The 12,644-nt window shown below is 39.2% G+C and carries 12 protein-coding genes; 5 read left to right on the top strand and 7 right to left on the bottom strand.

Features of this window, described 5'->3' with window-relative positions:
* Positions 1-64: 64 nt before the first annotated feature.
* Entirely contained in the window at positions 65-1,891 is a 1,827-nt protein-coding gene (locus GM920_RS08715) for a UbiD family decarboxylase (protein WP_182955841.1), read from the bottom strand.
* Positions 1,892-2,247: 356 nt separating this feature from the next.
* On the opposite strand from GM920_RS08715, the gene GM920_RS08720 reads away from it, so the two are divergent.
* Positions 2,248-3,225 carry a helix-turn-helix domain-containing protein gene (locus tag GM920_RS08720; RefSeq protein WP_182955844.1) on the top strand — a complete coding sequence of 326 codons (978 nt, stop codon included), beginning with the start codon at positions 2,248-2,250 and terminating at the stop codon, positions 3,223-3,225.
* A 93-nt stretch (positions 3,226-3,318) separates the two neighbouring features.
* Here GM920_RS08720 and GM920_RS08725 read toward each other — a convergent pair whose 3' ends face one another.
* Positions 3,319-3,798, bottom strand: coding sequence for a Dps family protein (locus GM920_RS08725; protein ID WP_182955847.1), 480 nt, complete (start codon positions 3,796-3,798; stop codon positions 3,319-3,321).
* Between the two features lie 184 nt (positions 3,799-3,982).
* Here GM920_RS08725 and GM920_RS08730 point away from each other — a divergent pair, with 184 nt between their 5' ends.
* Both GM920_RS08730 and GM920_RS08735 read left to right on the top strand, forming a co-directional pair.
* Positions 3,983-5,257 (top strand): LysM peptidoglycan-binding domain-containing protein, encoded by a 1,275-nt coding sequence (locus GM920_RS08730; RefSeq protein ID WP_182955850.1) that lies wholly within the window; start codon positions 3,983-3,985, stop codon positions 5,255-5,257.
* Positions 5,247-5,894 carry a uridine kinase family protein gene (locus GM920_RS08735; protein ID WP_182955852.1) on the top strand — a complete coding sequence of 216 codons (648 nt, stop codon included), beginning with the start codon at positions 5,247-5,249 and terminating at the stop codon, positions 5,892-5,894. Before GM920_RS08730 ends, GM920_RS08735 begins: the two co-directional genes overlap by 11 nt.
* A 45-nt stretch (positions 5,895-5,939) precedes the next feature.
* Here GM920_RS08735 and GM920_RS08740 read toward each other — a convergent pair whose 3' ends face one another.
* The 5 genes from GM920_RS08740 to GM920_RS08760 are packed head-to-tail and all read right to left on the bottom strand — an operon-like array spanning position 5,940 to position 11,416.
* Complete coding sequence (locus tag GM920_RS08740; RefSeq protein WP_182955854.1) at positions 5,940-6,599, bottom strand: 3-oxoacid CoA-transferase subunit B; 660 nt, start codon at positions 6,597-6,599, stop codon at positions 5,940-5,942.
* Positions 6,600-6,616: 17 nt separating this feature from the next.
* Entirely contained in the window at positions 6,617-7,318 is a 702-nt protein-coding gene (locus GM920_RS08745) for a CoA transferase subunit A (protein ID WP_182955857.1), read from the bottom strand.
* A 48-nt stretch (positions 7,319-7,366) separates the two neighbouring features.
* Positions 7,367-8,467: a PQQ-dependent sugar dehydrogenase gene (locus tag GM920_RS08750; RefSeq protein ID WP_182955860.1), complete on the bottom strand. Its 1,101-nt coding sequence runs from the start codon at positions 8,465-8,467 to the stop codon at positions 7,367-7,369.
* 47 nt (positions 8,468-8,514) lie between these two features.
* Positions 8,515-10,887, bottom strand: coding sequence for an endonuclease MutS2 (locus tag GM920_RS08755; protein ID WP_182955863.1), 2,373 nt, complete (start codon positions 10,885-10,887; stop codon positions 8,515-8,517).
* A 10-nt stretch (positions 10,888-10,897) separates the two neighbouring features.
* Entirely contained in the window at positions 10,898-11,416 is a 519-nt protein-coding gene (locus GM920_RS08760; RefSeq protein WP_182955866.1) for a DUF4296 domain-containing protein, read from the bottom strand.
* Between the two features lie 71 nt (positions 11,417-11,487).
* Between GM920_RS08760 and GM920_RS08765 the strand changes: the two genes are divergently transcribed.
* Complete coding sequence (locus tag GM920_RS08765; protein WP_182955869.1) at positions 11,488-12,180, top strand: YggS family pyridoxal phosphate-dependent enzyme; 693 nt, start codon at positions 11,488-11,490, stop codon at positions 12,178-12,180.
* The gene (locus GM920_RS08770; protein ID WP_182955872.1) at positions 12,180-12,644 is read left to right on the top strand and encodes a GNAT family N-acetyltransferase; all 465 of its coding nucleotides are present in this window, start codon (positions 12,180-12,182) and stop codon (positions 12,642-12,644) included. Before GM920_RS08765 ends, GM920_RS08770 begins: the two co-directional genes overlap by 1 nt.

The following is a 12,644-nucleotide window of genomic DNA, read 5'->3' on the forward strand; positions in this document are numbered from 1 at the left end:
AGGGAAGTTGATTTTGAATCAGCTTCCCTTTTTTATGTCCTTACTTGACTAAGGTAATTGTCTATTAAAAACCTCCCGGCTTAAAAAGTCCTGCAAATCTTTCTATGTTCTTTTCTACCTGGGCATCTTTAATCAATTCCGGTGCATGATGCGGTTTTTTACGCGCGTCGATAACTATCGGACCGATACAGCCCCAGTGTTTATTCGATGTAAATGAATTGATGCCGTGTATATCCACTGCTGGATTGCTTCTGGTAAAGGTAATCCATACCAAATTATTAATATTCTGAGCAGTAAAAGCACTATCATCACTTAAAACAATTAAAGCTATGCCTTCCAGATTCTGGTCTTTGAGTTCTTCATTTAAAACAGCCATTTCTTCTATCGCTTTGTCGTGGCTCAGGTAAGGAGCAGCTTGAATCGCGAGTACCCCTGGAATCGCAATGTGAGCAGCAGTAAAGCCTGCTGGCAACGTAAGTCCTGCAGGAACACTTGCTGATAAAGTTCGACGTACCGCTCCTGCAGCAGCAAATACCACTTTAGAACCACTATTTAAACCATCACCACTATAATCTAAAGTATCAATTGTGGTATTGGTATGGAAGTGCAAATCAGTACGTGGGTCTATTCTTGATAACACATGCTGCATAAACCGGGAAAGATCATGTGTATCTAATGTTTCATCGTCTTCCCTTGCGGCAATAAACAAGTACTTAGCCAAACTCAATTGATTTTTACCTAAGATATGGTTGGCGATAGTTAATATCTCCTGAGGTCTGCGTTCTTTCAGAAATGGTGTATAACGCTCGCTCCCTATTGCAAACAACAAAGGATGTACACCTGCAGCATCTACGGCATTTAGTTCTTTTAATCCATGGATCTCTTTCGGTAAGGCCGATCCTGCAATCTCATGAATTAAGGCACCAAAACTAGTATCCTCCTGCGGGGGTCTGCCCACCACAGTGAAGGACCATATCGCATCCTTACGGTGATATACATTGTGCACCTTCATTAAAGGAAAAGGATGGGTTAAGCTATAATAGCCTAGATGGTCCCCAAATGGGCCTTCAGGTTTGTTTTCCTGAGGGTAAACCGTACCGGTAATCACGAAATCGGCATCCGCAGAAATGCAAAAACCTTCCTCATCATAGAAATACCTGAATCTGCGGTTCCCTAATGCACCTGCAAAGGTCATCTCTGATAAGCCTTCCGGCAAAGGCATTACCGCTGCAAGTGGATGCGAAGGTGGACCTCCTACAAAAATACTCACCTTTAAAGGCTGGCCTTTTGCATTCGCTTTTGACTGGTGTACGCCAATTCCCCTATGAATCTGGTAATGTAATCCAATCTCTTTATCTGGTATATAATCATTGCCGGCAAGCTGAATCCTGTACATGCCCAAATTGGCATTCATGATTCCTGGCTTGTCAATATCTTCGGTATATACCTGTGGCATGGTCACAAAAGGACCACCATCCATCGGCCAGTTTACAATCTGCGGCAATGCACTAATTGTGGTCTTACTAAAAGTAGATTTAAATGTTTGTTTTAACGGCAATGCGGTAAGGGCGGTAAGCGCAATACCTGGGATCTGTAATGGTTTTTTAAGTGCACTCATTGGATCAAACTTCAATCCTACCAACTGCTCTACTTTATCCAGACTATCCCTGAACATAAATTTTGAACGTTCTAGCGTACCAAACAAATTGGATACTGCTGGAAAAGGACTTCCTTTTACCTTTTCAAAGAATAATGCTGGGCCCTGTTGTTCGTAAACGCGTAAATGAATAGCCGCCATTTCCAGATAGGGGTCAACTTCTTCTTTAATCCTGATTAAATGGCCGTGTTTTTCTAAATCGGCAACACACTCTGCTAAACTTTTATATCCCATTACCTTTCAAAGGTATTAAACTAATGTTGTTTGGCCTAAAACCTTTCCGTAGAAAAAGAGTAAATTACTTTCTGCTTATAAAAATAAAAGCTCCGCTGCTAGGGTAGCATGCGAAGCAATTACAAATGGGAGCGTTCCATAATCTTTAATATCTATAATAAAACCTCTGACTAACAAACAGTACAAATATTTTGCACTAATTACAATTAATATTAATCGAGGACAATACATTTACATTTTCAACAAAAGTAGCAGTGAAACTTTATGATTTAGCAAAAACACACAGCTAAAGAGTACAACATTATAATCTTACACCCACTTTTAACTATTTTGCAGTCGCAAACCACAACTCTTCCATGTCAACACCCCTCCACCACAAAAAGAAGCCTGATCAAAAGTATTTAAAATCGGTATTCGAGCGTTTAGACTATTTCTTTCCGCTCCCTTTAGCAGCAAAAAAACAACTCAGTGAAACTTGTTATGAAATTCATGTAAAAAAGGATGAATACCTATTAAGGAAGGGAGACTACAGCTACTTTGTATATTTTATTATTGAAGGCATCCTTACGGGCGAAGCTACTTCTGGAAAACAAGTCATCACTAGCTTCATCTGTGTACAAGGAGAATTTGTATCTGCGATTGAGGGAATCTACGGAATTGTGCCTGCTACAGAAGACATCAAGGCGGAGGAAGATTCATTATTGCTGGGTATACATGTAGACGACCTGGAAAAACTGACCGCAGATTTTCCGGAAATGAACATTGTCATGAGAAAAGTAATGGAGCTTTATTATAAGATTGCACATCACCGTTCCGTGTTCTTTCGAATTGGAACGGCCTCAGATAAATATGCAGACTTTTTAAAGAACTATCCACATCATGCTAATCGAATTCCTTTAGCGCTGGTGGCCTCTTACCTGAATATAAAAATTACCACCCTAAAGAAGATTGTGAGTGCATACAACAAAAAGGGAGATGAAACGCTATTATCGAAAGAAAGTATCGAAGCATATCTCAAGGAGCAGCACCCCTACCGCCAAAAGAAATTGTCGCTGGCCCAGCTTGCGGAGATGCTAAAGGTGAGTTCTCACACTTTATCACATTTACTCAACTTATACTTTCAGCAGAACTTCAGCCATTTTATCAATACTTATCGCGTGAATTATATTTTAGCTGAGCTTGAAAACCAAGACCATTGCAAACAATATAGTCTGGATGGATTAGGCCGAGAAGCTGGATTTTCTTCCCGTAGTTCTTTCTTTTACGAATTTAAAAAACAGAAAGGAATTACCCCCCACAATTACCTGAAGCAACTAAGCCACGCTCAATCATAACCCCTTTTGTAAAAGGGACGTTCGCGAACAAAAAAAGCCGCAGCCTGAAAGAATCAGACTGCGACTTAACAGCTCAATAAGGGGGATTAAGCTTTATTTCTTACCACAGAATGAACGCAACATCCAGGTATTTTTCTCCTTGAATTGCATAAATCTATTGACCATATCATTTGATCCATCATCTCCTGCATTATCGGTCGCTTCCAATAAATCACGTTCTATTTGAATTAAATGAGCCATATCTGCTAAAATCTCTTCTACCATATCCATGTCCTTCATCCCAATAGTATTCACTTCTTTAAGTGATGATTCTTTAATATAGTCTGCGAAACGGCTATGTGGTGGTTTACCTAAAGTAAGTACACGCTCAGCGATTTCGTCAATAGTTAACTGTGCATTGGTATATAACTCCTCAAATTTAATATGTAAAGTAAAGAAGTTCTGACCTTTTACATTCCAGTGACAACCTCTTAATTTCTGGTAATGTATGTGATAGTTAGCCAGATAGTCATTCAGCATGTCCACTATAGGTCTTACTTCTTTCTCATTTAAACTAATTTCTTTTGCGTCCATAGTATATATTGTTTTATTTTTGTCCGATCATAGAGATGACCTATACAACAACACGATAATTAAATGGTTTTGAAAAATGTTATTTTGAGGGACAATACCCCTTTGGAATGAACGTTTAATATTCAAAATTCCCGCTTTCTTTTATTATTCGTATAATTGTTCATTAAATTTAACAGAGACATTAATGTATAAATATTATATAGTATCGTTATTTGCAGTGCTTTTTAAACTACCCACTGCCAATGCCAATACCAATACAAGGGATTCTATAGGAGTAGAAAACCGAAATGGCAAAAAGTTAATTATCCACGAAGTAGCTGCAAAAGACACTTATTACGCCATCGGCAGAAGATACAATGTGATTCCGAAGGACATTATGGCTTTCAACGACAATAAGTTTCTTCAGATTGGCGTCATCATTAAAGTCCCTACCAATATTCCATTCCATAGTCAGGCACCAGAAAAAACGCCAATCAATGCCAGCAATAAAAATGCAGTTGTAAAGAAGAATGAAAATACAGACCCTGATGGCATCTTACTAGAACATACTGTTCAGAAAAAAGAAAACCTGGGTATATTGGCAAAAAAATACGGTACAACGGTTGATGAAATCAAAAGAATAAACAACCTGAAAACCATCAACTTGTCTATTGGACAAGTGCTAAAGGTTCCTGCAAATGAAGGTATTGAAACTACTGAAGAGACGCAAACAGCTCCAGTAACCGCGGTTGTGACATCTAAAACAACCACCATACCAGCAACACAGATAGCCACTCAGCAACCTGTGAAAAAAGAAACCAAAGAAGAGATTCTGGTTCCTATCTTCCCGAAAAAACAACAAAAGTCTGCTGCAACTGTTCAGGATCAACCATTGACAGTTCAAAATCAAGCGGCTACTGCAGATAGTTCGGAAGATTTTATTGAGCATACTGTAGCCTCGAATGAAACGCTTTATTCCATAGCTACCCGTTATAAGCTATCCATGGATCAGGTAAAAGCTAAAAATAACCTAGCCGGGTATTCTCTAAGGGTAGGTCAAAAGTTATTAATCAAAGGTCAATACCCACAGAAACCAGTTCCTTCGGCGAATCACCAGGCGGAAAATCCAGTGGATACATTGAATTCTATAAAAAATCCGTCATTAAGGTTACCAGCCAGTAGATATGGCTTAAACCAAATGGACGAAAAAGGAACAGGAATATGGATTGCAGATCCGGATCTTGATCCATCAAAAATGTTGGTATTACATCGCAGTGCGCCAATTGGAACGGTAATGAAAATTACCAATCCAATGAGTAACAGGTCTACTTTCGCGAAGGTAGTGGGTAAATTCACCGAAAATGAATCTACTAAAGATGTAATCATTGTGATGACTAAAGCAGTAGCGGACGCGTTGGGTGCTATAGATAAAAGATTTTTTTGTAATTTAACGTACGGTGGACAAGATAATGAACAATAAGCCATTTATCATTGGTATTGCGGGGGGAAGTGGTTCCGGTAAAACCTTTTTTTTAAATTGTTTCTTACATCATTTTAAGAACGATGAAGTAACCCTGGTTTCTCAGGATGACTATTACATTCCTGTTGGCGAATTGAGCCAGGAAGAAAACAAGCTTTACAATTTCGACCTGCCATCAACCATTGATGACCAGCAGTTCCTTTTGGACATTAAGAAATTGATCAAAGGAGAGGTGATTTATAAAAAGGAATACAATTTCAATAATCCTTTGGCCATCACTAAAATCCTGGAAATCAATCCTGCTCCAATCATCATTGTAGAAGGACTTTTCATTTTGCATTTTAAAGAAATTGCGGCCTTACTAGACCACCGTATATTTGTGGAAGCAGAAGAATCTGTTGCTTTAGCACGTCGCATTAAACGCGATGGAATGGAGAGAGGATACCCAGAAGAGGACGTAACCTATAAATGGCACAACCATGTGGTTCCAGCGTATAAAGAATACCTATTACCATACAGAGAGACTTGTGATCAATTGATCACCAACAATTTCAATACACCTGATGACATCATCAAAATCACAGAGGAAATCTCTGAAGATTTAAAAGTAAAATATCTAAAGCATAAAGCTGAGTAAACAAAAAAGGGACGCTATTGGCGTCCCTTTTTTGTTGTTTATATGTTAGTTTAAGCTCATCTCCGGCACGTCATCATCAGCAAACAACTTACCCGTTGTAGCCTGTCTGATGTAATCTACGCTTACTCCCGGTGCACGCTCAATCAGTTTAAATCCGCCACCAGGCAAAACATCAAGAACCGCAAGTTCGGTAACAATTTTCTTGATGCAGTTTACCCCTGTTAATGGCAAAGTACATGTTGGCAAAAGCTTACTTTCGCCAGCCTTGTTGACATGTTGCATGGCCACAATGATGTTCTTTGCAGAAGCTACCAAGTCCATTGCTCCCCCCATTCCTTTCACCATCTTTCCTGGAATCTTCCAGTTTGCAATGTCTCCATTTTCTGAAACTTCCATTGCACCTAAAATTGTCAGGTCTATCTTCTGACTTCTAATCATCCCGAAGCTCATCGCGGAATCAAAAATAGAAGAACCCGGCAACGTCGTAATCGTCTGTTTTCCAGCATTGATCAGATCAGCGTCTTCTTCCCCTTCAAAAGGGAAAGGGCCCATTCCCAATAAGCCATTTTCCGACTGTAACACTACATTTATACCCTCTGGGATATAATTGGCTACTAGTGTAGGAATACCAATCCCTAAATTCACATAAAAACCATCTTTGATTTCTCTTGCGATACGTTTCGCAATTCCGTCCTTATCCAACATATAAATAATTTATAGGATTAATTTTTAGTTCTAACTGTGCGCTGCTCAATTCTTTTTTCATAATTGGCACCTTGAAAAATGCGGTGAACGAAGACACCAGGGGTATGGATATGGTCTGGATCGAGCTGTCCTGCTTCTACCAACTCCTCTACTTCTGCGATGGTGATTTTCCCGGCCATAGCCATTACAGGGTTAAAGTTTCTACTGGTGGACCTGAAGATCAGGTTTCCGGCAGTATCTCCCTTCCATGCTTTTACAATGGCAAAATCAGCATCAAAAGCATATTCCATTAAGTAATCTTTACCATTAAAGTTTCTAACTTCTTTACCCTCTGCCACTTCTGTACCTACTCCGGCGGGAGTGAAAATTGCAGGCATACCATATCCGGCAGCCATACATCTGGTAGCCAGTGTACCCTGAGGAATCAGTTCAACTTCCAGCTCACCACTCAGCAATTGACGCTCAAATTCTGCGTTTTCGCCTACATAGGAAGAGATCATTTTTTTTACCTGGCGCTTTTGCAGCATCAAACCGATCCCAAAATCATCTACACCAGCATTATTAGATATACATGTTAAATCTTTAACGCCCTTTTTTACTAGTGCGGTAATGCAATTCTCAGGAATTCCGCAGAGCCCAAAACCGCCGAGCATCAGGGTGTTCCCATTCTCGATATCGCTGATGGCTTCATCAGCACCCGAAACTACTTTATTGATCATATATAAGGTTTTGCTACTAAATTATAGTATAAAATGTGTTCGAACAATTTATTTAGCGATTTCTATAATTTTATCATCCCCTCCATTACTAGTAGTGATATAGAGCTTGCCTTCCGGAGATTGACAAATAGCTCGAAGGCGCCCGAACTGATTGACCAAAAAATCTTTAGTCTCCGTAATCTTGTCGCCCGTAGCATTTAAGCTCAATTGAGTAAGCTTACTTCCTTTTAAGCTCAGGAGTAATAAGGAGTTTTTCCATTGAGGAATATAATCTGAGTTATAATAAGAAAGACTGGAGGTGGCTATGGTAGGTGTCCAGGTAAACATGGGTTCTACCACATCATTTGCGGCACAAAATATTTTTTCAGCTGGCAGGTTACAAAAACCTTCTACATTTGGCCAACCATAATTGCGTCCTTTGAGGATCAGATTAACCTCATCGTCATTATTTGGGCCATGTTCTGAAGCATAGATTTTATCACCTACTTGAATCAATCCCTGTGGATTACGATGGCCAAAACTCCAAACCGGACTATTTACGTTGGGATTATCAGCAGGTATACTGCCATCCAAATTCAAGCGAAGAATCTTTCCAGACAGAGAATTTTTATCCTGTGCATTGGCAGCGTTACTGGCATCACCTGTACTGATAAATAATTTTTGATCCATACTAATCATTAACCTGGAGCCATTGTGAATACTGGAGGCGGGAATTTGATCAATAATTGATAAAGGCGCCCCTAATGCTCCATTTGCGTACGTAAAGCGAACGACCTTTTCCCTGTAATTGTTTCCAGTTCCATAATCATACACCACATAAACCCATGGGTTAGTCGCAAAATTTGGAGACATTACCATCCCTAATAAACCACCTTCTCCATTCGAGACAACTTCAGAAATGGTATGTAATAAAGTAACTGCTCCGGTTTGAGGATTGATTCTACTGATCTTTCCCCCTCTTTCTGTGATCCACAATTGCTGATCAGGTCCATAAATAATTTCCCATGGAAAGACTAAACCCGAACTAAGCACCTTTGTTTTCAGTGCTGCATCTGGAAGCGGATTCTCTACAGTCTGCTTAGATTTGTTTTTTTTGCAAGCGGTCGTGCAAAGCAAAATTGCCAAAGCACTGATCATCAATATTTTCATAGGACATTGCTTTATTTTACAACAAGCAATGTCCTGATTATGTTTAACTAATTGAAATACACATAAGTAATTCCATCTCCTCCTCTATCGGCGTGTTCATCTTCTACGCGATTTACCTGGCTATATTTCCTCAGATACTCGCGAATCAGCTTTCTCAAAATCCCATCCCCTTTACCATGAATGATTTTGATGAAAGGGAAACCAAGCATGATTGACTTGTCCAGGTATTTCTCTACTTCGTGCAGCGCATTTTCGCCACGCATTCCCCTTAAATCCAGTTCTGCGGTAAAATTGCCAATTGCTTCAGAAATACTGCCAGTATAGGAGTTATTTTGAATCGCCTTTTTAGCCTGTTTATTACTAATTTTATAAACTCTGTTTTTCTTCAATACAGAACGTAACTCTCCTAAAGCGACTACCAGATTGTCTCTATTGATCTCTAAAACCTGCCCAGTGGTTTCACTATTGTTCAATTGAACCCAGTCGCCAACCTGAATTGGCGTATTTAAAGCAACTGCTACTTCAGGTTTCTTTTCTTCTTTAACCTGGTGTTGCACCAATACCTTTTGTAAGTTTTGACGCAATTCTTTGGTTACTATTTTATCCGCCTGCTTATCTTTAATTTCGGCAATGGTATTTTCGACCAGTTTATTCGCATTTTTGATAATTGCCTGCGCTTCCAATTTAGCTTCCTTGATCAGCACTTTTCTGTTTTCGTCTAAAAACAGCTGCAACTTTTCATTTTCTGCTACCAGATTTTTCACTTTATTCTGCTGGTTCGACAAATGCAGCTTGGTATCATAAATCTGCTTTTTCTCTCTTTCCAGATCAACCAGTAAACTGTCAATACGGTTTTGATTCGTTCCGGTTTTCGCTCTTGCCAATTCCAATACTTCTTTCTGAAGACCGATATTCTGTGCAATTTCGAAGGCATAAGAGCTACCCGGTTTCCCAATTTCTAAGATATACATCGGTTTCATACGGTCGTTATCAAACAACATCGATGCATTTTCCAACCCTGGGGTATTCCCAGCGAAAAGCTTCAGGTTAGAATAGTGGGTAGTGATCACCCCTCTTACCTTCTTATTGTTCAGGACTTCTAGTACGGCCTCTGCCATTGGCCCCCCAAACTGTGGGTCTGTACCTGTTCCGAACTCATCAATCAGGACCAATGTTTTCGGTGTAGCATGAGCTACAAAATGTCTCATCTTCGTTAAATGCGCACTATAAGTACTCAAATCACTCTCAATAGATTGATCATCGCCAATATCAGCAAAGATATTTTCAAAAATCCCCACTTCACTAGATTCATGCACCGGGATTAGTAAACCAGATTGTACCATGATCTGTAATAAACCAACGGTTTTCATACATACCGACTTTCCACCCGCATTGGGACCGGAAACCAGGACAATGCGAAGTTCTTCTGTAATGTGGATATTTAAAGGAACTACAGTCTTTTTATCTTCCTTAAAAGAAAGGTATAAGAGTGGATGTGAGGCATTAATCAGTTTTGTTCTAGCTTCTTTAACTAATATCGGCATATCAGCACCAATATCAATTGAAAACAAAGCCTTTGCGCGCACAAAATCTAACTTGGTCAGAAAGCCATGATAAGACAGCAACAAAGGCGTATACGGCCTTAAATCAGTAGTCAGCGCAATAAGAATCTTAATAATCTCTCTTCGTTTATCAAATTCCAGATCCCTAAGCTTATTGTTTAACGTAAACACTTCTTCCGGTTCCATATAGACCGTTTGCCCACTGGCAGACTCATCGTGAATAAAACCTTTAAGTTTTCTTTTGTTCTCTGCAAGGATCGGGATACACATTCTTCCATCTCTGATGGTTAAACTCCCATCTGCAACCCAGTTGTTGCCAACTGCAGTTTTATAAATGGAATCCATCCGCTTTCTTACATCCTGCTCAGCCTTGGCAATATCGCCAATGATCTGTTGCAGGGTAGTCGAAGCGTTGGGTTTGATTTTCCCTTTCGGGTCCAAGACCATTTCAATCCTTTTCAAAATATTCTTCTCCACTGGAAGATGCTCCAACAGAGCTTCCAGATTCGGATATACTTCTTTTCTTTCTTCAAAAAAACGCAACACAGAGAAAACCGTTAGTAGAGAGGCATACATCTGGTGTAGTTCGTCCTCTACCAGATAAGTCCCTTCAACTTTAATTTTATCTACTAATGATTTAATGTCAAAAAAGGTACTGATTTGTAAAGGCTCCTGATTCTCCAGGATACTTTTAAATTCATTGGTTTGACGTAAAAATTTGTTGATCTGGTCATATTTAGTCATGACCTGCATTTTATCGACCATTTGTTGCCCCATTGGGCTCAAACAGTGTTTATGAATAAGTTGTCTGACCTCACTAAAACCCAAACGCTCTAAACAATTCTCCGGATATAACATACTTATAATTCTAATTTGGGTGCTTATAAACCATCTTTGGCTGGACAAACTCCATCGTCTTCCTCAGTGAATCTGTCAAATTCGTGGTATCTTTCAGCAAGAAGCGGATTTTATAATCCGGTGACTTCTTAGCCAGCGAATCTGCAGCCATTTTTAGGTTTAATTTTTGTTTATACTCATCATTCATCAATGAGTCTGATTTTGTAATTAATGCTTTTTGCTTGGATAAGTCACCGACCACACGGATATAGATATCATCCAATAGCTTTGGGTTATCATTATAATAGGTCATACTCTTTGCAAAAAGAGCTGAGTCAATCCCAAATTTCTTGTAAATGCCCTTATAAAATGACCCGGCTACTTTCTTTGCAGAGTCCACTTCCGGAATTCCCGACACATAACCATCGACCACATGGATATCGCTCAATATGGCCGGCATCTTATCTGGTTGAATGATGTCTTTAGGAATCCCTGGTTTACAGGCAGAAATCAGTAAAAAAAAGGATAGTATATATAAAAAGTTTCTCATTGTGCTTAAAACATCAATATTTCTTAGCCAAAGTTCGCTAAGGTTCTTAATTTTACCAAAAATACTGATAAATGAGTATAGCAGATAACTTATTAAAATATAAAAACGAATTGGATGAGGTTGCGGTGAAATTAATCGCGGTTTCAAAATACCAGGAAGCATCAGCAGTTTTAGAGGCTTACAATGCCGGACAAAGGGTATTTGGAGAAAACATTGTGCAGGAGCTGGTAGAAAAGCAAGCTCAACTTCCTCAGGATATTGAATGGCACCTGATTGGTCATTTACAAACCAATAAAGTAAAATACATCGCCCCTTTTATTAGCCTGATTCAATCGGTAGATAGTTTAAAGCTATTGGTAGAAATCAACAAGCAAGCGGCGAAAAATAAAAGAGTGATCGATTGTTTACTACAGATTTACATTGCTGATGAGGATACTAAATTCGGTTTAGGGTACGATGAAGCGATTGACCTGTTACGTTCAGAAGAGTTTGCTGCGATGAAGAACGTACGTATTATCGGTTTGATGGGGATTGCCAGCAACAATGCACAGGAAAAACAAACACTTGATGAATTCACCGAGTTAAAAGTTCTTTTTGATGGTATTAAAGTAAGTTTCTTTAGAAAAGATGATGGCTTTAAAGAACTTTCTATGGGAATGTCAGGAGATTATAAACTGGCCATTGAAGCAGGAAGTACCATGGTTCGCGTAGGCAGTAATATTTTTGGAAAAAGAAAAATTAAACACTGGAAAGAAGAAGCATAATGAATATAAATCTCAGAGTTGCCACACAGCAGGATTGTCCGCGTATCCTGGAATTGATCCATGAATTGGCCTTATATGAAAAGGCACCGGAAGAAGTCACCGTTACTTTAGCAGAATTTGAAGATGCGGGTTTCGGTTCAACGCCGGTATGGAATGCCTTTGTCGTAGAGCATGATCAAATAATTATCGGCTTTGCCTTATACTACACCAGATATTCTACCTGGAAAGGATGCAGGTTATACCTGGAAGACTTTATCGTTACCGAAGGCTATAGAGGTAAAGGTATTGGAAAATTGCTTTTTGAAAGAGTCATGAAAGAAGCAAAAGACAAAAATTTTAATGGGATGAACTGGCAAGTGTTGGACTGGAATGAACCAGCTATCAACTTCTATAAAAAGTATGAAGCTCATCTAGAGGCTGATTGGCTAAATGCTTCTTTTTCAAAAGAACAAATTTCACAATAG

This window comes from Pedobacter gandavensis, assembly GCF_014172405.1.
GTDB classification, from domain to species: domain Bacteria; phylum Bacteroidota; class Bacteroidia; order Sphingobacteriales; family Sphingobacteriaceae; genus Pedobacter; species Pedobacter gandavensis.

Bases quoted from the DNA above. Each gene is read 5' to 3' on its own strand.
- GM920_RS08715 (WP_182955841.1), bottom strand. From the start codon at position 1,891: ATGGGATATAAAAGTTTAGCAGAGTGTGTTGCCGATTTAGAAAAACAC.
- GM920_RS08720 (WP_182955844.1), top strand. From the start codon at position 2,248: ATGTCAACACCCCTCCACCACAAAAAGAAGCCTGATCAAAAGTATTTA.
- GM920_RS08725 (WP_182955847.1), bottom strand. From the start codon at position 3,798: ATGGACGCAAAAGAAATTAGTTTAAATGAGAAAGAAGTAAGACCTATA.
- GM920_RS08730 (WP_182955850.1), top strand. From the start codon at position 3,983: ATGTATAAATATTATATAGTATCGTTATTTGCAGTGCTTTTTAAACTA.
- GM920_RS08735 (WP_182955852.1), top strand. From the start codon at position 5,247: ATGAACAATAAGCCATTTATCATTGGTATTGCGGGGGGAAGTGGTTCC.
- GM920_RS08740 (WP_182955854.1), bottom strand. From the start codon at position 6,599: ATGTTGGATAAGGACGGAATTGCGAAACGTATCGCAAGAGAAATCAAA.
- GM920_RS08745 (WP_182955857.1), bottom strand. From the start codon at position 7,318: ATGATCAATAAAGTAGTTTCGGGTGCTGATGAAGCCATCAGCGATATC.
- GM920_RS08750 (WP_182955860.1), bottom strand. From the start codon at position 8,467: ATGAAAATATTGATGATCAGTGCTTTGGCAATTTTGCTTTGCACGACC.
- GM920_RS08755 (WP_182955863.1), bottom strand. From the start codon at position 10,887: ATGTTATATCCGGAGAATTGTTTAGAGCGTTTGGGTTTTAGTGAGGTC.
- GM920_RS08760 (WP_182955866.1), bottom strand. From the start codon at position 11,416: ATGAGAAACTTTTTATATATACTATCCTTTTTTTTACTGATTTCTGCC.
- GM920_RS08765 (WP_182955869.1), top strand. From the start codon at position 11,488: ATGAGTATAGCAGATAACTTATTAAAATATAAAAACGAATTGGATGAG.
- GM920_RS08770 (WP_182955872.1), top strand. From the start codon at position 12,180: ATGAATATAAATCTCAGAGTTGCCACACAGCAGGATTGTCCGCGTATC.